The sequence below is a fragment of the Arsukibacterium perlucidum DSM 18276 genome (genome assembly GCF_000382165.1).
GTDB lineage: Bacteria > Pseudomonadota > Gammaproteobacteria > Enterobacterales > Alteromonadaceae > Alishewanella > Alishewanella perlucidum.
Genome location: NZ_KB907711.1, coordinates 1 through 23,346, shown reverse-complemented (window position 1 = coordinate 23,346; position 23,346 = coordinate 1). Strand labels below are relative to the sequence as shown.

Sequence of the window (23,346 nt, the reverse complement as noted above, 5' to 3'; positions counted from 1 at the left end):
TTTCTTTTGTCGGGTTTAATGCTGCTAGTACTTAAAATAACAACAAGCAGCAACGGACTTGCCTTTTCCCCAGCCATTTATCAGATATGGCCTGCAAACCGCTGCTGCCTCAGAGGTTTTACATGGTCGTTGAAAATCACTCGCAAACTGCATCATTTATCTGGTCTGTCGCCGACCTGTTACGTGGCAATTTTAAACAGTCTCAGTATGGCCGGGTGGTGTTGCCTTTTACGCTGCTTCGTCGAATGGAGTGTGTGCTGGGAGCTACCAAGGCCGATGTCTTATCCGCTGCCACTGCGCATAGCAATAAACCCGACGAAGTGCGTGAGCAGCTATTACGCCGTGCAGCCGGGCAGGAGTTTTTCAATAGCTCTGCATTGAGCTTAAATACCTTGTCCGATACCCAAACCGCTGAAGATTTAATTAGCTATGTGCAATCATTTAGCCGTGAAGCACGGGAGATTTTCGAGCACTTTAACTTTGAAGAATTTGTGCATCAGTTACAGCAGGCAGACTTGCTGTATCAGGTTACCCAACGTTTTGCATCATTTGACCTATCGCCTAAATCCATTAGCAATTTCGGTATGGGGCTTATCTTTGAAGAGCTGATCCGTAAATTTGCGGAAAGCTCTAATGAAACCGCCGGTGAGCACTTTACCCCGCGTGATTGTGTGCATTTAGCCAGCTCATTAATGCTTACCGGGCAAGATCATATTTTGCAGCCCAATAGCATTGTCACTATCTACGATCCAACAGCGGGGACGGGTGGGTTTTTATCTGAAGCCGAAGAGTATATTCAAAGCATCAGCAAGGGCGTAGACGTTAACCTGCTAGGCCAGGAACTTAACCCGGAGTCTTACGCAATCTGTAAAGCCGATATGCTGATTAAAGGCCAAGCAGTTGGCAATATTAAGCTCGGTAACACGCTGTCGAACGATCAGCTACGTGGCGAACGTTTTACCTACATGCTGAGCAACCCGCCATTTGGAGTTGACTGGAAAGGTGTACAAAAGGTTATCGACAAAGAGCATAAAGAGCAGGGTTTTGATGGCCGTTTTGGCCCTGGCTTACCCCGTGTATCCGATGGCTCTTTACTGTTCTTGATGCATTTAGTAAGCAAAATGCGTGATGCTAAAGAAGGCGGTTCGCGTATTGGCATAGTGCTTAACGGTAGCCCGTTATTTACCGGCTCGGCCGGTTCGGGTGAGTCTGAAATTCGCCGCTACCTGCTGCAAAATGACTTGGTTGAAGCCATCGTCGCACTTCCTACCGACATGTTCTTTAACACCGGTATTGCCACCTATATCTGGATTTTATCTAACAGCAAACCGGCTAGCCGCAAAGGTAAAGTGCAGCTGATTGATGGCAGTAACCACTTTGCCAAAATGCGTAAATCGCTGGGTAGTAAGCGTAAATACCTAACTGAAGAGCATATCAACGAGCTGGTGCGCGTGTACGGTAGTATGGAGCAGTCGGCCATCAGTAAGCTGTTCCCGAATGAAGCCTTTGGCTATCGCCGTATTACCGTTGAGCGGCCATTGCGGCTAAATTTCTGCGCAAGTAGCGAGCGTATGAGCAAGCTGCAACAAGAAACGGCGTTGCAAAAGCTATCAGGCGCTGAGTTTAATGAGCTGATGCTGGCCTGCAGTAAGCTGGGTGATACCCTTTATAAAAACCGCGAAAGCTTTATCAAGCTACTCGATAAACAGCTGAAAACAGTGAGCTTTAAAATTGCTGCACCGGTTAAAAAGGCGGTGCTTAATGCGCTATCAGAGCGCGACGATAGCGCCGATATTTGCCATGATGCCAAAGGTAATCCAGAGCCCGATACCAACCTGCGTGATTATGAAAACGTGCCGCTTACTGAATCAATTGATACCTACTTTGCCCGTGAAGTATTACCGCATGTACCCGATGCATGGATAGATACCAGTAAAACCGACCCGTTAGATGGTGAGGTAGGTTTAGTCGGCTTTGAAATACCCTTTAACCGTCATTTCTATGTGTTTACCCCGCCACGGCCACTGAGTGAAATTGATGCTGAGTTAAAAGCATGTACCGACCGCATTAAAGCGATGATCGAGGGGTTGTCAGCATGAGGTTAGATACTTGTCTTGAATACCAAGACTCTGGAATTGATTGGATGGGGTTATTGCCTAAAGAATGGCAATTAGTACCCTTCTTCTCAAGGTTTACTCAGCAAGCCCGGTCTAATAAGGGAATGCATTGCGACAATTTGTTATCGCTGAGTTATGGCCGGGTTGTTACTAAAGATATAAATACGTCTGATGGCCTACTGCCAGAATCCTTTGAAACCTACCAAATAGTAGAACCCGGAGATATCGTATTCAGGCTTACTGATTTACAAAATGATAAAAGAAGTCTAAGAAGTGCGATTGTTGAAGAAATGGGGATTATCACCTCAGCATACCTAGCTGTAAAACCACTCGAAATGGAATCGAGATATGCTCATTATCTGTTTAGAGCATATGATCATACCAAGGTCTTCTATTCTATGGGGGGTGGATTAAGGCAGAGCATGAAGTTTGATGATATGAAACGATTGCCTGTTATTTGTCCACCAACTGATGAACAAACCCAAATCGCCCGATTCCTTGATCATGAAGTCGGTAAAATCGACGCCCTTATCACCGAGCAGGAAAAGCTGATTGCGCTGTTAAAAGAAAAGCGCCAAGCGGTTATTAGTCAGGCGGTAACCAAAGGCTTAAACCCGGCTGTACCGATGAAAGATTCTGGTGTGGATTGGCTGGGGGAAGTGCCGGAACATTGGGATGTAAACCGAATCAAATTTGTGACTCAAGTTTTTGAGCAAGGATGGAGCCCTCAGTGTGAAAGTGAGCCAGTCGAGTCAGGTGAGGAATTTGGTGTTCTGAAAGTTGGCTGCGTCAATGGTGGCATTTTCAGAAGTGAAGAGAACAAGAAACTCCCCTCTGAACTAGAACCTATAAAAGCTTTGAGTCTAAAGGCTGATGATCTGCTTATCTCAAGAGCGAATACTCGTGAGCTTGTTGGGAGCGCTGCCGTTGTTCCCGTTAATTTTGACAACCTACTTTTATGTGACAAGTTATATAGGCTCAGACTATTTAAAAATATCGTAGTACCACAATTTTTGTCTTTCTTTTTAAGTACAGACTTAGTTCGCACTCGAATTGAAACTGAGGCTACAGGCGCAAGTCAGTCGATGCTAAATATAAGTCAAAGCACTATTAATAATCTTTATTTTCCCTGCCCATCAATAGAAGAACAGTTACGGATAGTTGGGTATGTTGTAAAGCAACAATGGCAAATTTTACAGTTAGTTGCTGATGCGAGGGCTTTAACTAATCTCTTAAACGAACGCCGGTCCGCCCTGATTTCTGCCGCTGTTACCGGTAAAATCGACATTCGGGGCTGGCAGACTCCGGTAGAAAATATTAACCCCGCAAACAAGGAAGTATGCGTTGATTAAAAGTTTAGAAAACACCCACATTGGTAAATGGCAGCGTATTGCCAACTTCATATCTGTTGTTGAGTACCCTGTACTTAATTGCCCCTATTGTGGTGAAGAACAATTATATTTCGACCCCGAAAGTATTGATACGCGGCCTGTAACAAAAGACATGGCGGATAGCATTTGCAAGAAGTATCGCCAGGCCAAAGAGGAAAACAAGAAGCCTAGTGTTTTATTGGATGAACTCGGCGATGCTAATGGCTGGGCAAAATTGTTTGGTATTGGTTTAGTTTTTGCTGAAGTAATAGTTAAACAGCAAGATGCTATTAACGGCTTACCCCATTTGATGACCGGCTATTTAACTTGCCACGCTTGTGATGGTTCAGTTGCAGCATCAGGTATGCAAGTTGTCGCTGAAGCAACGCAAAGCAGACGACAAACAACTCTAGTAAAAGTAGAGCATTTTACGCCCACTTTATCGATTATCCCGGTGTCGAATAATGTTCCAGAGCCGATCAAGATCGAATTACTGGATGCGTTTAAACACTTTCATTTCGACCCGCCATCTTCAGCATCAAAGCTGCGCCGAGCCATTGAGCAGTTCTGCAAAGATATGAAGTTGCAAGGGAAAGGGCTGCACCAACAAATCAGCTCTTTACGACAAATTCAGCCGGAATTAGCTGACTACCTTGAACCGCTGAAATTAATTGGTAATGAAGGTACACACGCCTCTGACGTTTCAGAAATCGATTTGTTGCATGCCTTTGAGGTGTTTCAGTTTGTGCTGGAGTATTACGACCGACAAGCGCGGTACAAACAAACCCAGGCTAATTACAAAAAGTTGATGGATAAATACGGCCCTAAACAAGAAGTGCCGAAGCTTGAGAACAAAGCAGCCCCAGCGGTAAAAGGGAATAAACAACAGGCGGTGGCTAATGGCTGACACCAAAGAGCGCATCTTTCAAACCGATATTATAAACAGCCTGGAAGCTCAAGGTTGGCTGGTGGGTAAAGCGGCCAACTATGACCGGGTTAACGCGCTTTATACAGAGGATTTACTGCACTTTGTGTGTGAAGCCTATCCTGAACGCTGGGAGAAGTTTGCCAAAAGTAACCCGGCGAATCCGGAAAAAGTATTAGTACAGGCACTTACCCGAGCGCTGGAGCGTGATGGCGCTTTGCATTTGCTACGCCACGGTTTTAAGGTGATTGGCGGCCATATGAATATCTGCGCCTTTAAGCCTGATCACGGTATGAACCCGGATACCGAACGCCGTTATGGTTTAAACCGTTTGCGGGTTGTTGAGGAAGTATCGTATTCGCCACATGCTAGGGAAGGCGAGTACAACCCACGCATTGATTTAGTGTTATTCGTTAACGGGTTACCCACTGCCACGCTGGAGCTGAAAAGCGAGTTTAAGCAAACCATTGAACACGCTAAAGCGCAGTATAAAAAAGATAGGCCGTTAAAAGACCCGCTTACCCGAAAACCAGAGCCGTTGCTGGCTTTTAAACGCGGTGCTTTGGTGCATTTTGCGGTAACGCAGGATGAAGTGGCGATGACCACTAAGCTGGCCGGCAACGATACTTTTTTCCTACCGTTTAATATGGGTAGTGATGAAGGCGGTGCCGGTAACCCCACACCGAAAGCCAGTGAGTATGCCAGCGGTTACCTGTGGCAATTGTTATTTGCCAAAGACAACTGGCTTAATATCCTTGCCCGGTTTATGCACCTGCAGGTAGATGAAAAACCGCAGTTTGATGGCAGCATTAGCCGCAAAGAAACGATGATATTCCCGCGTTTTCATCAGTGGGATGTGGTCAATCAACTAATCAACACTACCCGCAGTGAGGGGCCTGGCAAACGGTATCTAGTTCAGCACAGTGCTGGTTCGGGTAAATCGAATTCTATTGCTTGGACAGCCCATCAGTTGGCTTCGTTATACCAGCAGGATGAGCGTGGCCAGCATACTAAACTGTTTAGCTCGGTCATTGTGGTCACCGACCGCACGGTATTGGATAACCAGCTACAAAATACCATTCGCCAGTTTGAGCATGCCGATGGCATGATTAAAGCGATTACCCGTGATATTGGTAACCTGAGTAAATCTGAGCAGCTGGCCGAAGCGCTACAAAGTAATACTCGTATTATCATTGTTACCATTCAAACCTTTCCGGCCTTGTATGATGCGCTGGAGCGTTATCCCAAGCTTGCCGAAGGTCATTACGCCATCATTGCCGATGAAGCGCACTCATCTCAAACCGGCTCATCTGCTGCCAAGCTAAAAGCGATATTAGGCAGTGATAAATCTGATAGCGATGAGCTTAGCGCCGAAGAGCTTTTAACTGCAGCCGTGCAATCCCGAACACCAACCGACCGCATCAGTTACTATGCCTTTACTGCGACACCTAAAGGTAAAACACTGGAACTGTTTGGCCGTCCACAGCACCCGAATGAGCCTCTGAGCGATAGTAATAAGCCCACTGCCTTTCATCTGTATTCAATGCGCCAGGCAATTGAAGAAGGCTTTATTCTGGATGTGCTGAACAACTACACCACCTATGCCACTGCCTGGAAAATCGCACACCCCGATGGTGAAGATACCGAGGTGGAAAGCAAGCAAACCCGTATTAAGCTAGCCAAGTGGGTGCGATTACACCCCTATAACATTGGCCAGCGGGTAGAAATTATTGTCGAACATTTCCGTAGCAATGTGCGTCATCTGTTAAACGGTCAGGCCAAGGCCATGGTTGTTACGTCCGGGCGTGAGGATGCGGTGCGTTATCAGCTGGCGATGCAGCAATATATTAAAGATAAAGGCTATGCCGATGTGCATGCCTTGGTGGCGTTCTCGGGCAGTATTTTAGCCAATGAGGTAATACCGGAAGAAGTAACCGAAACCAGCCAGCTACTAAACCCAGGTTTGAAAGGCCGTGACCATGCCAAGGCCCTGGACTCGGATGATTTTAATGTGCTGATTGTTGCCAATAAGTACCAAACCGGTTTTGACCAGCCAAAGCTATGCGCCATGTACGTGGACAAAAAGCTGGCTGGGGTCGAATGTGTGCAAACGCTGTCGAGGTTAAACCGTACTTTCCCCGGTAAAATCCAAACCTTTATCCTGGATTTTGTTAACGCCGCTGAAGATGTAAAAAACAGCTTTGCGCCTTATTACACCCGATCTGAAATTGAAACGATAACTGACCCTTACCTGATTTATGACATTCAAAAGAAGCTGGATGATGAGCATATTTATCAGTGGACTGAAGTGCGTGGTTTTGCCCAAACCTTTTATGACCCCAAAGCCAGTGCCAGTAAATTATCGTTTTTCGCCAAGCCTGCCAAAGAGCGTTTTACCCTGCGTTACCGGCAAGCAAAAGAGGCCTATCACCTAGCCCGTGACGCCAAAGCCAAGGCCGAAGCTGAAGGTAACAGTTACGGCGTTAAGGCAGCAGAAGAGGGTATAAAGCAAGCTGGGGAAACGGTAGACCAGTTAGATCTGTTTAAGAAAAACCTAACGTCGTTTATCCGGCTGTACGAGTTTATGTCGCAGATAGTGCCGTATGAGGATACTGACCTGGAAGCGCTATGTGTTTACGGCAAAAACCTGTTGCCATTGTTACGCGCTGACCGCTTGGAAGATCCTGAAGATTTTGACCTAACCGGCACTGAGCTTACCCATTACCGTATTACCAAAAAGCAGGAGTTGGCTATTCGCTTAGGTGAAGAAGACGGCCCATACCTGAAAGGTATTACCGAAGTTGGTAGCGGTAAAGCACATGATCCTGAGAAGAAAAAGTTGTCAGAGATTATCAATGCGCTTAACGACCTGTTTGGTGCTGAGGTAAGTGACGATGACAAGCTACATTTCGCCCGTGGTGTTGCTGAACGTATCCGCAAGGATGAGCCGACCATGGCACAGATCAGCAAGCACACGCCCGATGAAGTGATGTATGGCCGCTTCCCGCAGCTGGTAACCGATACCATTTTAGATTTAATGGGCGACAACGAAAAGTTGGCTACCGAAGTTCTGGCTTCGCAGCAAAAGGGTAAAGATTTTGCGCGGTTGATACTGCGGTTGTTGGCCGGTTAGAGTTTGAATTAAGTACAGACAACTGACAAAACTGACAGTTTGTTATTATGTCAGTAAAGTCAGTTGTCTGTGAACATTAATAGCTACTGTAAAGTAATTAGTGCTTTTACCAAGGATGAATTTGAATGGCTTTTAAGACCAATACTTTTGCCGTCAAGGCCGCCGCAGACCCTGCAGCTCATTTCAAGACCCTAACAAAGCGCCATTATCCGGACGTAATGCCTCATCAAAAAGATATACTCGAAGAGTATGCCTCGTCATACGAAAATAAGGCTGATGTCGCTCTACAGTTGCCTATTGGAAGTGGTAAGACGTTGGTAGGCTTACTAATAGCGGATTGGCGACGAATTAAAAATGGAGATAGAGTCGTATATCTCTGCCCTACAATCCAACTAGTTCGGCAAACTGTTCTTCAAGCACAAAACCATTATGGCATTGATGTTGTCGACCTGTCGGGAGCAAAAAAGAATTTTTCTCCTACTGATCAGGCTGCATACAAAACGGGATCTAAAATCGCAGTTACCACGTATTCCGGTTTTTTTAATACACATCCATTTTTTGACGATCCTAACGTTGTAATCATCGACGATGCTCATGCTGCGGAGAACTATATTGCAAAAATGTGGTCTCTAGAGATTCCGTCAGAAACACAACTATTTGATGTTCTTGTTGAGTTTCTAAGACCACATTTGCAACCGCAAGAATATGCCCGTTTAAATGGGGACTGGAACGATCCTACAGAAGTAACTTGGGTCGAAAAAATTTCTACCCCCTTACTCGATGAACTCTCAAATGACATTGGTTCAATTATCGATGCTCATGCAGGGACTGATGCGCCAAACCTGTATTACCCTTGGTCTCTAATACGTGATCGTCTTGAATCGTGCCATGTTTATTTGAGCAATCGGCAAATATTAATTAGACCTCTTATCCCGCCAACTTTTACTCACTCTCCTTTTGCTAATGCATCTCAACGTATTTTTATGTCTGCGACACTTGGATCCGGTGGAGATTTAGAGCGACTTACAGGCAGAAAACAAATTGACCGTTTGGCAGCCCCTGAGGGTTTTCAAATGGCTGGTGTAGGGCGAAGATTCTTTGTATTCCCTAGTTTATCTCTTAGTGAGGATGAAACAGATCTACTTAGATTGAAGATGCAGAATCAAGCTGGCCGCTCAGTAATTCTGACTCCAACATCTGCGTTAGCTATAGCTCATGGAGCAATGGTTGTTAGTTCATTAAAAGGGTTTACAGTCTTTACAAAAGATGAAATTGAAGATAACAAAGAGCCATTTATTCGATCTCCTCGTGCCGTTGCCATCCTGGCAAACCGATATGACGGTGTTGATTTTCCTGGTGAAGAATGTCGATTACTCTGTATTGATGGTTTGCCAAAAGCAATTAATTCACAAGAGCGTTTTTTAATGTCAAGAATGGGGGCTGGCGTATTATACAACGAAAGAGTACAAACTCGGGTAATGCAGGCAATGGGACGATGCACGCGCTCGTTACAAGATCGCTCTGCTGTTTTTGTTACAGGTACTGAGTTAGTGGACTTTCTTGCTGATAACCGGAAATGGCCGTTCTTTCCTTCAGAGCTTCAGGCTGAACTCACCTTTGGAGTTGAGCAATCAAAAGATATTTCGAAAGATGATATTTTTGATAATTTCCAAATGTTTTTATCAAACAATGCAGACTGGTCTGCTGCAGATAGTATGATAAGAAATGCAATTCCACATTTTGAACATAGAAAGTTTCCTTCAATGAGTGAGTTAGAAAGGGTTGTGAAGGACGAAATCAGTTACCAAGAAGCTATTTGGAATAAGGATTTTTCCGGGGCACTCAATGCAGCCAGATCAATACTTGGAGGTCTGAATCATCCTAACCTCAGAGGTTATAGAGCACTTTGGTATTATCTTGCTGGAAGCGCTGCACGTCGTCTATCTACAGTACCTGGCGACATTCATGCTTTATCGGCAAAAGATTACTTTGTTCGTGCAAAATCTTCTGCCCCATCAATTTCGTGGCTGAATTCCCTTGCTAGAGAATTAGGGCCTGATGATATGCTTCAGGACACTCCTGTAAATATAGAGTTAAAGCATCAAACAGAAGCAATTGGTAGACAGTTTATGGATTGCGGGTTAGCCACTAACCATAAATTCGAAAAACGTGTTAGCAGAATTATTCAAGGACTTAACGAATCAAGCAAGTTTGAACAGGCCCAAGTTGAACTCGGATTACTACTAGGGTTTTCTGCTGGAAATGACGAAAGTGATGCTGCGCCAGACCCTTGGTGGTTGGGCTATCAAATGGGTATTGTATTTGAAACCAATGCTGACGCGGACAAAGGTACAGTATTTGGCGCCACTAAAGCGAGACAAGCGTCTAGTCATCCTAAATGGATGAAAAAGAGAGTCCAAGGTACTAGCAACATGAATATAGTTGCCGTATTGGTCACACCCTGTACTCAAGCAAAGATTGGCGCGGATCCCCATCTTGAAGACGTTTGTTATTGGGGGTTAGACGATTTCATTTCATGGGCTCATAGTGCTATTGGTGTTTTGAGGGAGCTTAAAGGCACTTACCCCGGTGAAGGAGATCTAATATGGCAAGCAGAAGCAATGAGCCGAATCGAACAGGAGGGGATGACACTTGATGCAATTGTTCGCCGTCCTCGTGCTTCAATTGCGATGCAAATCGTAAATTGAGGTCAGATCATTAGTGACCTGGTTTTGACAACTGACATTGCCGACAAATAAGCTCATTGTCAGTAATGTCAGGTTTAAAATATTGTGTTTTAATGATTAACTAGTCCTAGTCAGTCAGCTCATGCAACAACACAGCGGTTAAAGTAAATCAGTGATTGAACAGCGGGACTGATCCCGCTCTCAACGCGATGACAATGTGTCCTTAGTCTGATGATTTTGAACTTCTGTAGCTTGGATGAATAAGATAACGAATGGTCATTTTTCCATTCTGCCCTGGTACTTGATGCTGGCGTACATATCCATTTTCCTCAAGTATTTCAATAGCTTCATTGACTAAGGTTGCCGTTGTTAAACCTGACCACCCCTTCCTTTGAACATCACGTATTGCAAATGTTTTTGGAAGAAGAGATAGCTTGGATTTTAATAGTTCAGCAGACTGAGAAGTTGATGACGATTTAAGGCCGATACTCCTGATCCGTAAGTTGTGAGTATACAAAAACTCAGACCATTTAATTGCACGGTTTAAAGCCTGAAGACTCACTGCTAAATTAGGGTGGAAAGGTTTTTCTGAAACATTTTTTTCAGCTTGATCAAGTATATGGAGAACCAAAGCTATTTTGGCCACAAGGGAACCATATTTACCCAGTATTGCTTGATCATCATTGTCTGATTCACCTTCACGCTCTATAAGCGCTGTAGCCCATTGATCCCAACGCTTTTGAGCGGTTTCTTCAAAGTTGAATTTCAGTGGTGCAGTATAACGCTCAGGTGTACCAAGTTTGGCCAGTTGGACAAACACATTCTGCATTTGTTCTTTTAGAACTTGATTTTCACATGCATCAACATACTGCTTTTTCGTGACTTCCGGATATACCGCTAGCTGAAATCTTTCAAAAAGACCATCATTAGATTCCCCACTGGCACGGCCAGAGATGAGATTTCTGAGTCTGTCTGGTTGAATATTTCCCATTATAAATAGGGTTGGATTTTCTAAAATGAGATTACCACGTGAAATACGCTCTACTTCGTATAACCCTTTACCATTGAAGGCTTCGTTAACAAAAGATCTATCCTGAGCTTTGTCATTGCGTTCTAAGGGTTCAAGCCAACCATAAAGCTCGTCACGGAAAAGAAATACACCAAGAGGGTTAGTCTCTACGCGCCTGATCAAAGCCTCAATTGTGCAATCGTTAATCATTGGGCGGCGGTATTTGGGTTTTGTCAGATCAAGCATGTTTATTTCCAAATAGACTTCCTTAGCCGCGTCTTCTTCACCCTTATCCATGTGCTGTTGTGCTATTTTCTCCAGTTGTTCGACTTTAGCCTTATTTAATTTCTGCTGAGTTTCGAACTGACTTTCGAGTTTTTTGTTAGCTGGTTCGGTAACGGTTTTTAACGCGTGTCTTAAAAGTGACAAACCAATTTGTGCAGATGGTGTTTTCATTCGTGAAGGTGAACCGATAATCATTGCCCAAAGCGTAGGCTTTAAATCAAAATCTTTGAAAAGACGTTTAGGGGAAATTGTTGCGGAACCACCAATTAATGCAGCAGCACACGCTAATACTGCAACTGCGGCATATTCTTGAGAAGCGTTGTCGCGTAGTTTTGCTTGCTCGGTAATATACTCAAAGAACAATTTTGAGAGCATGTCGTTAGTTACAGGTAAAGCTGAGACCAATTGCTCTTTCATGTCCAATGGCTCTGACCATTCGCTATCGTTATTGCGGTTAGTAATTGTTACCTTAACGTTTTTTACTGATGTAGATTTAAGCTTAAAGCTAAAAATCCGTTTTATTTTTCTCAGTATCATGTGTTGCTCCTTGGTTGTTAACTGCTAGATGTGAGTGTCCCTTTCACAGCGAGATGCTAACGTACCGGAGCTTTCATCGGCACTTTTCTTAGTATGAATTTTTTCTTAGTGAACTCGGTCATTTTAATCTATATAAGCGATTAATCACTTTTGATGTGATTCATTAAAATGATTAAAAATGTTGTGATTTACTAAAGGTTATCTCAGAATGGCATTTTGAGTTTTCAAGATTTCTTCCATAAAAACTTTGCCACAAAACTTTACCACAGTTGCTATCATGGTTGCCTTTGTGTTATTTTGATTGTTATAAATCAATAGGTTATGTCGGTAATTTGAAGTGGTGGGGAGTCCCTCTCTCTCCGCCAATTAAATGAAAAAGGCCCACGCAGTTGCGTGGGCCTTTTTCATTTAAGCGTCGAGATGAGGATTTGGTTCGAACCCTGCGTTTGACCAATTCTCCGGGAGAGAATTGGAACGCACTTTAGTGCGGCCCCGAAGGGGTGGAGGGCAGGAAGCCCGGAATAATCCCGACGCTACTACAAAGCATGGGCCTTTTGACAGTATCAGTAGCCTGCTTTAAATGGTGTTTTTGGGGCTTTATTTCCTAATCGCTTGTCGTCGCCTCAGTTCCTGCATTTTGGCTCTTGCCAATCCGCTTATTGCTTTAATAGAGCGTCTTCTCGCAATTTCTTTAGTGGCGCTGTACTCAATGCCGAAGAGACACGCAGCAATAAAACCTTGATCCAGTAATACAAAAAGATTCGACGTAACATACTCTGCATTTGAAAATAGCATGCTTTTAATCCTCATAATTTAGGTTTGGGTTGTAACTAGAGGGATTTTACTAAATAAAATGGTAGTGCTCGTTCTCAGGCAGCGTTAAAAAGCTATCCCTGAGTATTCTTTTTGAATATAAAGAGCCGCAACAATCACAACTACCCCTTTGTTTCTAAATGCGTTAAATTACCTTCCATACAACCGGCACCTATGCCGGGCTATAACAAAAGCGCGTGTACCTAACACGACATAAGGACATACCCCAACCATGCTTCAAGACATCAAGAAAACTCTGTGGGCTACCGCTGATAAACTGCGTGCTAACGTCGATGCCGCTGAGTACAAGCATATTGTACTGGGGCTGATTTTCTTAAAGTTTATTTCAGACTCTTTCGCTGGCCGCCGGGCAGAGTTGCTTAAGCGTTTAAAAGACCCCAGTGATGAGCTGTATTTTGCTGATGCCAGCGAAGATGATTTAGCCGTTGAGTTGGAAGATCGCGACTACTTTAAAATGGCCAATGTGTTTTGGGTGCCCGAAACGGCGCGCTGGGAAGCCCTGCGCGCCAACGCTAAGCAAGCCGACATTGGCAAGCGCATTGATGATGCCTTAGCGGTGATCGAGCTGGAAAACCCCACCTTAAAAGGCATTTTAGATAAACGCTATGCCCGCGCACCGCTGCCGGATGGCAAGCTGGGCGAGCTGGTCGATGTAATATCAACCATTGGTTTTGGTGAAGACCAAAGCAAAGCACGCGATATTTTAGGCCAGGTGTACGAGTACTTTTTAGGTCAGTTTGCCAGTGCCGAGGGCAAAAAGGGCGGCCAGTTCTATACCCCACAGTCTATCGTTAATACCTTAGTGGCGGTGCTGGACCCACACCAGGGTAAGGTGTACGACCCGTGCTGCGGCAGTGGCGGCATGTTTGTGCAATCGGAAAAGTTTATTGAAGCGCACGGCGGTAAGTTAGGTGATGTGTCTATTTACGGCCAGGAATCTAACCCGACGACCTGGCGCTTAGCGGCAATGAACCTGGCCATTCGTGGTATCGATTTTAACTTAGGCCGCGAGCCTGGCGACACCTTTACCAAAAACCAGCATAGCGACTTGCGCGCCGACTATATTCTGGCCAACCCGCCATTTAATATCAGCGACTGGTGGCACGGCAGTTTAGAGGGCGACCCGCGCTGGGTATATGGCACACCGCCACAAGGCAATGCCAACTATGCCTGGTTGCAGCATATGCTTTATCACCTCAAACCCAGTGGCCGTGCCGGCATTGTCTTGGCCAACGGCTCAATGAGTTCCAGCCAGAACAGCGAAGGCGAAATCCGCCGCGCCATGGTTGATGCCGATGTGGTAGAAGTAATGGTGGCACTTCCGGGCCAGCTATTCTTTAACACCCAAATACCGGCCTGTTTATGGTATTTGGTGAAACAAAAACAACAGCGTAAAGGCGAAGTGCTGTTTATCGATGCCCGTAAACTCGGCAAGATGATCAGTCGGGTGCAAACCGAACTGGATCAAGCCGCCATTGACCGCATCGCCAACACAGTAAAAGCCTGGCGTGGTGATGATTTATCAAATATCGAAGGTTTTGAGCAAGGTTATACGGATATTCCGGGCTTTTGCCGCAGCGTGCCATTAAGCGAGATTGCCGAACACGGCCATGTGTTAACGCCGGGCCGCTATGTCGGTGCGGAAGAAGTAGAAGATTGCGACGACGCCTTTTCCGATAAGATGACAGCCTTAACCGAAAAGCTTGGCGAGCAAATGGCCAAAGGTGCAGAGCTAGACCAGTTAATCCGCCAGAAGTTAGGAGGACTGGGGTATGAGTTCTGAGTGGGGAGAAATAACACTTGGTGAGGTTTGTGCCGCTCAAAATGGTGCTATTCAAACGGGACCTTTTGGTAGTCAGTTACACGCATCTGATTATGTTGAAACAGGTATTCCTGTTGTTATGCCGTCAAATATTGGCCCTGACGGAGGCATTTCTGAGGACGGAATCGCTCGAATTAAACAGCAGGATGCTGATAGGCTATCACAACATAAATTGCAGATTGGCGATGTTGTATTCAGTCGGCGGGGCGATGTAACAAGAAATGCGTTGATTGAACCGCACCAAGTCGGATGGCTATGTGGAACAGGATGCTTGAAGGTACGCCTTGGTGATGAAACTAAGGCTGATGCTAAGTTCATCTCCTATTGTTTAAGATCACCTGAAACAAAAGAATGGCTTATCCGGCATGCGGTTGGTGCAACAATGCCCAATTTAAATACATCCATTTTGTCTGCTGTACCCATTCAGATTCCACCCATTTCAGAGCAAAAGAAAATAACAGAATTGTTGAGAGCTCTGGATGATCGTATCGATCTTCTCCGCGAAACCAACGCCACCTTAGAAGCCATCGCCCAGGCGCTGTTTAAATCCTGGTTTGTTGATTTTGACCCGGTGCATGCCAATGCAGGCACGCAAGCCCCAAGCCTGCCAGCCGAGATACAAGCGCTATTCCCCTCCCGCCTGGTGGAATCCCCGCAGGGGTTAATGCCAGAGGGGTGGGAGGTTAAGCCTTTTGGAGAATTATTAACCCATACAATAGGTGGTGATTGGGGAGATGAACTTCCGACAGATAAAAATAATGTCCGGGTGGCTATCATAAGAGGAACAGATCTACCTGATTTAGCAAATGGCTCTTATGGGCGTGTTCCACTCCGATTTACTAATGAAAAAAAATTGTCGTCGAGAAAACTTCAAGACGGGGATTTAGTTTTAGAAGTTTCCGGCGGAAGCAAAGACCAACCTACAGGTCGCTCCTTGTACTTAACAACCGGTATGCTTAATCAGTTTGATTGCCCTATGGAACCTGCTAGCTTTTGCCGATTGTTACGTCCTTCTAGTCCAGAAATTGGCGTTGTACTAGCCCAACATTTGACTTACATATACGCGCTAGGAAAAACGTGGGAATATCAAAACCAGAGTACAGGGATTAGTAACTTTCAGACAACGCACTTTTTGGAAACCGAATTAGTTGTAGTACCTGATACAAAAGTCCTTAAAGCGTTCTTTGAGATAGCAAGACCTATGGTTGATAGAGCCAATTTAACGCAGATGACCAAACTCGCTGAGTTGCGAGATACGTTGCTGCCTCGTCTAATCTCCGGCCAGTTACGCTTGCCAGAGGCGGAAGCAGCTTTTGCGGAGGTGGTGTAATGCGTAGCTTTAATGTAAATATTCCAACACCAGTAAATTATCACTTTGCCGCTAAGCCGGAGATAAACTATGGCGCATGATTTAACAACGTCGGCGGTAGCTCGGCGCAATGTTCTTAATAATCGCTTTGCATTAGGTAAGCTAGAACAGCATCTAGCCCTTGGTGGTTTGGTTATAGATGGTGAGGCGCTTTTTTTCAAAAGCCATGTAGCAGACATTCTAGATATAGACGAGCGGACCATAGATCGCTACCTAGCCAGCAACGAAGCAGAGCTTAAAGCTAATGGCTATGTAATCTTAAAAGGTAAAGCTTTAAAAAACATTAAGATGGCTCAAGTCGACGACATCAATGTCGTCGACTTAATTGGCGCAAAAACGCCCTCGTTAGGTGTGTTTTCTTTTCGTGCCGTGCTGAATATGGCCATGCTGGTAACTGAAAGCGAGCGTGCCAAAGCAATACGCAGCCGAATGCTGGATATAGTGCTTGATGTTGTAGTGGAAAAGGCTGGTGGTCAAACCCGGTTTATTAACCAACGCGACCAGGATTACCTGCCTGCGGCATTTCAGGAAGATAGCTACCGCAAACAGTTTACTGATGCACTACGTGATTGTTTGGATATGGGAAACCTCAAATACGCGTTGTATACCGATAAAATTTATCAGGCGGTATTTTGCGAGTGTGCCAAAGAATACAAACAGGTTTTGCGCCTGGCCGAAGGCGAAAGTACCCGTGACACCATGTATGCCGAGGTATTACGAACTTTAGCAAGTTTTGAAAGCGGCTTGGCCGTTCAAATACGGCAAAAGTCAGATGCTTTGGGGCGGAAATTGAAAAGCGCTGAAGCTGATGCCTTGTTAGCTGAAGCGGCAAATAGTCCGTTCCTTAAGCCAATGATTGATGATGCCCGGGTTCGAATGGCAAGCCGAGATCTTGGTTTTCGTGATGCGTTGCACCAAAAATTGGAAGCTTACGTGCAGGCTGTACCGGAAGCAGACTATGAACGATTTTTAGGGGAGCGTAGCGCAGCCTTGGAAGAGCGCTTGTCAGATCCCAAGCTGTTAGCGGTGTTGCAAAGACTAAAGGATCGCTAATTTATGGAGCAGATGATCCTTTATTTTGATACTGCTCACGCCATAGAGGTGCATGATTGGATCATTGAACACACTGGCGGTCGGTCAGGAATTTTGGATATAGGTTTGCTCGATAGCGCTTTACAGCATATTCAGAATGATGACTATTACCCGACATTTGAAGAAAAATTAGCCCACCTTGTTTTTGCCATCAATAAGTTTCACGCATTCAACGATGGGAATAAGCGTTCAAGTGTCACGTTGGGAGCCTATTTTCTGATGTTAAATGGTTATGACTATTGTGTGCCAAGATTCCTGATTGATTTAGAAAATATCGTGGTTGCTATAGCGGATAATCAGGTAAGTAAAGACTTACTGCAAATGTTGATTACATCCTTAATTGCAGAAGATGATTATTCAGACGAATTAAAATTAAGGTTGCTCGATGCACTTGGTGGCTTATAGCACGGGTAAGTAGTCATTCATTACTGATAAACGCGTGAAAGCTAAAGACTTGATTTTACAGCTACAACAAGGTATCAAACATAAGTTGCAGCAAGTTGGCTGATTTAGGGACGATGTATGACAGAAGACCAGTTAGAACAGGAAGTACTGGGGTGGTTAGCTGAAATAGGCTACACACCAATTAATGGTTATGACATTGCCCCCGATGGCCCGGCTGCTGAGCGGGCTGACTATGTGCAGCCGCTGCTGCTGGAACGCCTGAAAGCCGCTATTGCCCGCTTAAACCCACATATCCCTTTGGTAGCCCGAGATGATGCCATAGCTCAGCTCAAAGAACTGGGAATACCAGCGCTGTTATCAAGCAATCGACGTTTTCATAACCTGCTGCTTGGCGGTGTACCGGTGCAGTATCAAAAAGACGGTGAAACCCGCGGTGATTTTGTCAGGCTGGTGGATTGGGAAAGTAGTCCCGGTAGCAACGAGTTTTTAGCGGTTAAGCAATTTACCCTTAAGGGCCCTAAGCATAGCCGCCGGCCCGATATTATTTTGTTTATTAACGGCCTGCCGCTGGTGCTGATTGAGCTGAAAAATTCAGCTGATGTAAACGCTGACATCTGGAAAGCGTTTGATCAAATTCAAACCTACAAAGAACAAATACCTGATGTATTTCAGTACAACGAAATACTGGTGATAAGCGATGGCTCGGAAGCGCGCATGGGCTCCTTATCGGCCAATGCAGAGCGCTTTATGCAGTGGCGCACCATTGATGGTGTAAACCTTGACCCACTTGGCCAGTTTAACGAATTAGAAACCATGCTACGCGGCGTGTTTGCCCCGGAGTACCTGCTGGATTACCTGCGCTTTTTTGTGCTGTTTGAAGACGACGGCACCTTGGTTAAAAAGATTGCCGGCTACCATCAGTTCCATGCCGTACGTTCGGCCATTCAACAAGTGGTAACGGCATCGCGCCAGGATGTGCAGGCCAGTAAAAAAGGTAAGGGCGGGGTGGTGTGGCACACCCAGGGCAGTGGTAAAAGCATTACCATGACCTGCTTTGCTGCGCGCGTAATGCGCGAAGCGGCGATGGAAAACCCAACCATAGTGGTGATCACCGACCGCAACGATTTAGACGGCCAGCTATTTGGCGTGTTTTCCTTGGCGCAAGATTTACTGCGTGAGCAACCGGTGCAGGTCGATACCCGGCAGGACTTACGTGAAAAACTCAGTAACCGGCCATCCGGCGGTATTGTGTTTGCCACTATTCAGAAGTTTGCGCCGGGCGCCGATGAAGACAAGTTTCCGGTGTTATCTACCCGGCATAACATAGTAGTGATTGCCGATGAAGCCCATCGTACCCAGTATGGCTTTGAGGCCAAGCTGAAAGAGCGAACCCTGCCCAGCATCGCGGCCGAACCTGGTGCCCCTTATCAAATAAAGCAGAATGTATACCAAGTGGGCTATGCGCAGCATTTGCGGGATGCACTGCCCAATGCCACCTTTGTTGCCTTTACCGGCACCCCCGTATCCAGCGAAGATCGCGACACCCGCGCCGTGTTTGGTGACTACATTCATATTTACGATATGCAGCAGGCCAAAGAAGATGGCGCTACCGTGGCCATTTATTACGAGTCGCGTCTGGCCAAATTAAGCCTGAAGCAAGAGCAGTTACCGCAGATAGATGATGAAGTGGATGAGCTTTCTGAAGACGAAGAAGAGGGCCAGCAAGATAAGCTTAAAAGCAAATGGGCTGCCCTTGAGCGGATTGTCGGCGCTGCACCGCGGATTAAACAGGTAGCGCAAGACTTAGTGCAGCACTTTGAAGAAAGAAATAAAGCACAGCAGGGAAAAGCCATGGTAGTGGCGATGAGCCGTGAGATCTGTGTGCACTTGTATAACGAGATTGTCGCACTGCGCCCCGATTGGCACGACGAAGACCCGGAGAAGGGCGGCATAAAAGTGATTATGACTGGCTCGGCCAGCGATAAAGCGCTGCTTAGGCCGCATATTCACCCCAAGCAAGTTAAAAAACGCTTAGAAAAACGCTTTAAAGACCCGGCCGACCCGCTGCAGCTGGTGATAGTGCGTGACATGTGGCTAACCGGTTTTGATGCGCCCTGCGTGCATACGCTGTATGTCGATAAGCCGATGAAAGGCCATAACCTGATGCAGGCCATTGCCCGGGTTAACCGGGTGTTTAAAGATAAACAAGGTGGCCTGGTAGTCGATTACATCGGCATCGCCAACGAGCTTAAGGCCGCGCTGAAGGAATACACCGCCAGCAAGGGTAGGGGTAAGCCCACCGTTGATGCCGCTGAAGCCTGGGCTGTACTGGAAGAGAAACTTGATGTACTGCGCGGCATGTTACATGGCTTTGATTACAGCGATTTTGCTGTTAGTAGCCATAAGCTGATTGCCGGTGCCGCAAACCATATTTTAGGGATTAAAGACGGCAAAAAGCGCTTTGCCGATACAGCACTGGCGATGAGTAAAGCCTTTAGCCTGTGCTGCACCCTGGATGAAGCCAAAGCCGTGCGCGAAGAAGTGGCGTTTTTGCAGGCAGTCAAGATAATGCTGACTAAGCGAGACATCAGTGCCAAGCGGCGCAGTGACGAAGAAAAAGAGCATGCTATCCGGCAAATTATCGGTAATGCCATAGTGTCCGATCAGGTAGTCGATATTTTTGATGCGGTAGGGTTGGAGAAGCCCAATATCGGCCTGCTGGATGACGAGTTTTTAGATGAAGTACGCAACCTGCCAGAGAAAAATCTGGCGGTTGAACTACTAGAACGCTTGCTGGAGGGCGAGATTAAAACCCGCTTTTCCAGTAACGTGATCCAGCAAAAGAAATTCTCTGAGCTATTAAGCAACGTAGTAACCCGCTACCAGAACCGCAGCATTGAAACTGCACAGGTGATGGAAGAGCTGGTCGAAATGGCCAAAAAATTCCGCGAAGCCGCCAAGCGCGGTGATGACCTGGGCCTGACCGAAGATGAAATTAAATTCTACGACGCCCTGGCCAATAACGAAGCGGCAGTGCTGCAGCTGGGCGATGAAACCTTAAAGAAAATCGCGCACGAGCTAACCGATAACCTGCGTAAGAACATCAGCATAGACTGGAGCAAACGCGAAAGCGTAAGGGCCAGCCTGCGCTTAATGGTGAAGCGTATCCTGCGCAAATACAAATACCCTCCAGATATGGCCGACGACGCCGTGCAGCTGGTGCTGCAGCAGGCAGAGGCGCTAGGAGAAGAGTGGGTATGATAAAATTGGTATCAACGCAGATTCAATCTTACGAAAGTGAATGGGAGCACGCAAATTTGAAAATCGTTGCAAGTTTGAGCGAAAAGTATAATACTGCGCACCTCGGAACTATGACACCGCATATGGTGTCACAATGAGTGGAGATAATTTTCAATCTGTTCTAAGCTTGTTTCAGAGTAGGTCTGTACTTAAATGTAGTGACGTAATAAAAGCGTTGGAAAGTCTAGGCTTTGAGGTTAGAGACGGCAAAAGAGGTGGTCATAAAGTCTTTGTCCATAATGGTTTGAAAGATTTCTACTCGGGTTCATTCAACTGTGATCATGGTAAGAACCCACAAATCAAACCGGCATATATCAAAAACATTAAAAAAATATTAGAACAGTATTCTGAAGAACTTAGCCAACAGAGTTAGGTTAAAGTTAGGTAAACAGGAGAAGGTCAATGGACGCACAAAATTACAGTATCACTGTCCGTAAAGGAGTTTTCGAAGGTGAAGAGTGCTTCGAAGCAAAAGTGCGTGAGTTTCCACATCTAACTGAATATGCTGATTCATCTGATGAGGCTTATGCACTTGCAGTAGATGCTATTGAGACAACAATCACGATTTTCAAAGAAAAAAATAAGCCTCTTCCCGTGCCGATGGAAGTCGCAGATGATTTTAGTGGAAGAGTCACGCTTAGAATGCCAAAGAGTATGCATAGGGCATATTCACAGTGGGCTGAAGATGAAGAAGTAAGTCTAAATCAATTAATTGTTAATTGTTTATCTCATGCGCTCGGGGCATTTAATCATAAACAAGCTACTCCATATCAAGCGTTTGCGGCAAAAGTTGTACCGATAGAAACAGGCAACCGTATTGCTTATAACCGTCGAGTGGACTTAAGTACAGTACTTAAAGCAGCTGAGCCGGAAGTCTGTTATGGCTAAAGAAGCATTGCAAAGAGCAATCAAAGGTCTTTCTGTACACGATGTGTATTTGAAGCATTCGGAGTTTTTCACTAAAGACGGCTGGGATCCTAAAAGGCCTGGTGACATTTCTTTTGTTTATCAGTTTATGACTGATGTTGAAAAGTCAGAAGTATTTGGAATTAATGAAGAAGCAGAAGCAAGTGTAAAAAACTTTTTTGCTGTTTATGTCAAGGTTGGTTGTCGCCTAGTTTCCGAAGGCGAAGATTCGAAACCAGACGCGATCTTTGGACAAGTTGAAGCAACCTTTATCGCAGAGTATTTGTTGGATAAAGATTTTGATGTGGCAGATGAAGAAGCGCTTACAGCTTTTGCTGTAGAGAATGCGAGCTTCCATGTTTGGCCATACTGGCGAGAATATTTGATGGCAACTTGTATGCGCTTAAATCTTCCAAAAGTTGCTTTACCTGTAAGGCAGTTTACTTCTAGAGAGTAAGGCTAATATTTTGGTTGATGAAAAATTAAAAGTTCAGTTTGCTTCTATCTCTGATTTTTTCCAGAACGCGACTGAAGCTCAAAAGCGTGAGGTATTTTTATCTATTTTGGCTCGGGCAAATAAAGCCCAGCGTAAAGTAATGGAGCAATACGCCAAAAGCAGACAGAAATGCTAGCGTGAGGGGTTTCTTTGGGGGTTTCCTACACCTGCTCCATATCGAAACTTTACTTTAATCAGTGTGTTAAATCTACTATTCGAGCGACTCTCTCTCCGCCAATTAAATGAAAAAGGCCCACGCAGTTGCGTGGGCCTTTTTCATTTAAGCGTCGAGACGAGGATTTGGTTCGAACCCTGTGTTCGACAAAACGGCAGGATAGCCGTTTTGCATGGCCCTGCCACCCGCAGGGCTAGCGCCAAGGATGGTGCTGGTAATCCGTCTCTCTCGGCAAACCGCGTGGGCCTTTTAATTTAACACTGAAAAAAAATCGAGATGTGTTGGCATTACTTATATTCAAAAGCTATAGTTTTTGTCGACATTTTTTAAATGAAATGTAAAACAATATTTAGCTGTTCGAGTTGTTTTCAGGGAAGAAACGAGTCGCAGTGATATATCTACTCTTAATCTCCTCTGAAATAAGCAGTTGTCATAAAACGGCACAATCTTAAATAAGAGGAAATATTATGAATTGGGATAGAAAAAATGAAGCTCATCGTTATCTTTGGGCTTTTGTTAGAAGTATGCACTTTGAGTTTGCGACCAATGGAAGCAAAGTCACAACGTTTGAAGAGGGTGGGGAATGGAGGAATGATTTTATTATGAGAGTATAAAAAAATCTGTGTAAGTGGCATTCTACCCATGTATTTGAAAGGAATAAAGAATGCCAGTATCAGACCAGCTTATCGATCAGTTATTAGCTGATTACAGATCCCCTGAAGACCTGCTTGGTGAGCAAGGTATCCTTAAGCAGTTAACTAAAAAGCTTGCTGAGCGTGCCCTTGAAGCTGAGATGGAGCAACATCTTGGTTATGCCAAACATGATGCTATCGGTAAAAATACCGGTAACTCTCGCAATGGTAAAAGTCGTAAATCTGTACGCA

17 protein-coding genes are annotated in these 23,346 nt (G+C 45.3%); 16 read left to right on the top strand and 1 reads right to left on the bottom strand.

What is annotated here, in order from left to right; all coding sequences use genetic code 11:
* The first annotated feature begins 122 nt into the window (after window positions 1-122).
* The 5 genes from H141_RS0109665 to H141_RS0109645 all read left to right on the top strand — a co-directional run bounded on the left by H141_RS0109665 (window position 123) and on the right by H141_RS0109645 (window position 10,253).
* Entirely contained in the window at window positions 123-2,099 is a 1,977-nt protein-coding gene (locus H141_RS0109665) for a type I restriction-modification system subunit M (RefSeq protein ID WP_026349362.1), read from the top strand.
* Entirely contained in the window at window positions 2,096-3,469 is a 1,374-nt protein-coding gene (locus tag H141_RS20060) for a restriction endonuclease subunit S (RefSeq protein ID WP_019676060.1), read from the top strand. The genes H141_RS0109665 and H141_RS20060 overlap by 4 nt, the downstream gene beginning before the upstream one ends.
* Window positions 3,462-4,394 (top strand): DUF4145 domain-containing protein, encoded by a 933-nt coding sequence (locus H141_RS0109655; RefSeq protein ID WP_019676059.1) that lies wholly within the window; start codon window positions 3,462-3,464, stop codon window positions 4,392-4,394. Before H141_RS20060 ends, H141_RS0109655 begins: the two co-directional genes overlap by 8 nt.
* The gene (locus H141_RS0109650) at window positions 4,387-7,545 is read left to right on the top strand and encodes a type I restriction endonuclease subunit R (protein ID WP_019676058.1); all 3,159 of its coding nucleotides are present in this window, start codon (window positions 4,387-4,389) and stop codon (window positions 7,543-7,545) included. Before H141_RS0109655 ends, H141_RS0109650 begins: the two co-directional genes overlap by 8 nt.
* A 125-nt stretch (window positions 7,546-7,670) precedes the next feature.
* Window positions 7,671-10,253 carry a DEAD/DEAH box helicase gene (locus H141_RS0109645; protein ID WP_019676057.1) on the top strand — a complete coding sequence of 861 codons (2,583 nt, stop codon included), beginning with the start codon at window positions 7,671-7,673 and terminating at the stop codon, window positions 10,251-10,253.
* Between the two features lie 202 nt (window positions 10,254-10,455).
* Here the strand turns inward: H141_RS0109645 and H141_RS0109640 are convergent, their stop codons facing one another.
* Entirely contained in the window at window positions 10,456-12,063 is a 1,608-nt protein-coding gene (locus H141_RS0109640) for a DUF3987 domain-containing protein (protein WP_019676056.1), read from the bottom strand.
* Between the two features lie 1,045 nt (window positions 12,064-13,108).
* Between H141_RS0109640 and H141_RS0109630 the strand changes: the two genes are divergently transcribed.
* The 11 genes from H141_RS0109630 to H141_RS0109575 form a co-directional block, all read left to right on the top strand.
* Window positions 13,109-14,680 (top strand): class I SAM-dependent DNA methyltransferase, encoded by a 1,572-nt coding sequence (locus H141_RS0109630; protein WP_019676054.1) that lies wholly within the window; start codon window positions 13,109-13,111, stop codon window positions 14,678-14,680.
* A complete protein-coding gene (locus H141_RS0109625) occupies window positions 14,670-16,049 on the top strand; it encodes a restriction endonuclease subunit S (RefSeq protein ID WP_019676053.1) in 1,380 nt (459 codons plus the stop codon). Before H141_RS0109630 ends, H141_RS0109625 begins: the two co-directional genes overlap by 11 nt.
* Window positions 16,050-16,118: 69 nt before the next feature.
* A complete protein-coding gene (locus H141_RS0109620; protein WP_019676052.1) occupies window positions 16,119-17,141 on the top strand; it encodes a hypothetical protein in 1,023 nt (340 codons plus the stop codon).
* A gap of 3 nt (window positions 17,142-17,144) precedes the next feature.
* The gene (locus tag H141_RS0109615; protein WP_019676051.1) at window positions 17,145-17,585 is read left to right on the top strand and encodes a type II toxin-antitoxin system death-on-curing family toxin; all 441 of its coding nucleotides are present in this window, start codon (window positions 17,145-17,147) and stop codon (window positions 17,583-17,585) included.
* Between the two features lie 117 nt (window positions 17,586-17,702).
* A complete protein-coding gene (locus H141_RS0109610) occupies window positions 17,703-20,846 on the top strand; it encodes a type I restriction endonuclease subunit R (RefSeq protein WP_019676050.1) in 3,144 nt (1,047 codons plus the stop codon).
* Between the two features lie 133 nt (window positions 20,847-20,979).
* Complete coding sequence (locus tag H141_RS0109600) at window positions 20,980-21,258, top strand: type II toxin-antitoxin system HicA family toxin (RefSeq protein ID WP_019676048.1); 279 nt, start codon at window positions 20,980-20,982, stop codon at window positions 21,256-21,258.
* Window positions 21,259-21,287: 29 nt separating this feature from the next.
* Window positions 21,288-21,773 carry a toxin-antitoxin system HicB family antitoxin gene (locus H141_RS20055; RefSeq protein ID WP_019676047.1) on the top strand — a complete coding sequence of 162 codons (486 nt, stop codon included), beginning with the start codon at window positions 21,288-21,290 and terminating at the stop codon, window positions 21,771-21,773.
* A complete protein-coding gene (locus H141_RS0109590) occupies window positions 21,766-22,248 on the top strand; it encodes a hypothetical protein (protein WP_019676046.1) in 483 nt (160 codons plus the stop codon). Before H141_RS20055 ends, H141_RS0109590 begins: the two co-directional genes overlap by 8 nt.
* Window positions 22,249-22,258: 10 nt before the next feature.
* A complete protein-coding gene (locus H141_RS21425; RefSeq protein ID WP_019676045.1) occupies window positions 22,259-22,423 on the top strand; it encodes a hypothetical protein in 165 nt (54 codons plus the stop codon).
* A 506-nt stretch (window positions 22,424-22,929) separates the two neighbouring features.
* The gene (locus tag H141_RS21420; protein ID WP_019676044.1) at window positions 22,930-23,076 is read left to right on the top strand and encodes a hypothetical protein; all 147 of its coding nucleotides are present in this window, start codon (window positions 22,930-22,932) and stop codon (window positions 23,074-23,076) included.
* 50 nt (window positions 23,077-23,126) lie between these two features.
* Window positions 23,127-23,346, top strand: a 220-nt coding sequence (locus H141_RS0109575) for a transposase (RefSeq protein WP_019676043.1), incomplete at its 3' end; no start/stop codon positions are given.

Coding starts and splice junctions, on each gene's coding strand:
- H141_RS0109610 (WP_019676050.1), top strand. CDS start 17,703: ATGACAGAAGACCAGTTAGAACAGGAAGTACTGGGGTGGTTAGCTGAA.
- H141_RS20055 (WP_019676047.1), top strand. CDS start 21,288: ATGGACGCACAAAATTACAGTATCACTGTCCGTAAAGGAGTTTTCGAA.
- H141_RS0109600 (WP_019676048.1), top strand. CDS start 20,980: ATGAGTGGAGATAATTTTCAATCTGTTCTAAGCTTGTTTCAGAGTAGG.
- H141_RS0109625 (WP_019676053.1), top strand. CDS start 14,670: ATGAGTTCTGAGTGGGGAGAAATAACACTTGGTGAGGTTTGTGCCGCT.
- H141_RS0109590 (WP_019676046.1), top strand. CDS start 21,766: ATGGCTAAAGAAGCATTGCAAAGAGCAATCAAAGGTCTTTCTGTACAC.
- H141_RS0109650 (WP_019676058.1), top strand. CDS start 4,387: ATGGCTGACACCAAAGAGCGCATCTTTCAAACCGATATTATAAACAGC.
- H141_RS0109640 (WP_019676056.1), bottom strand. CDS start 12,063: ATGATACTGAGAAAAATAAAACGGATTTTTAGCTTTAAGCTTAAATCT.
- H141_RS20060 (WP_019676060.1), top strand. CDS start 2,096: ATGAGGTTAGATACTTGTCTTGAATACCAAGACTCTGGAATTGATTGG.
- H141_RS0109620 (WP_019676052.1), top strand. CDS start 16,119: ATGGCGCATGATTTAACAACGTCGGCGGTAGCTCGGCGCAATGTTCTT.
- H141_RS0109615 (WP_019676051.1), top strand. CDS start 17,145: ATGGAGCAGATGATCCTTTATTTTGATACTGCTCACGCCATAGAGGTG.
- H141_RS0109645 (WP_019676057.1), top strand. CDS start 7,671: ATGGCTTTTAAGACCAATACTTTTGCCGTCAAGGCCGCCGCAGACCCT.
- H141_RS0109665 (WP_026349362.1), top strand. CDS start 123: ATGGTCGTTGAAAATCACTCGCAAACTGCATCATTTATCTGGTCTGTC.
- H141_RS0109630 (WP_019676054.1), top strand. CDS start 13,109: ATGCTTCAAGACATCAAGAAAACTCTGTGGGCTACCGCTGATAAACTG.
- H141_RS21420 (WP_019676044.1), top strand. CDS start 22,930: ATGAATTGGGATAGAAAAAATGAAGCTCATCGTTATCTTTGGGCTTTT.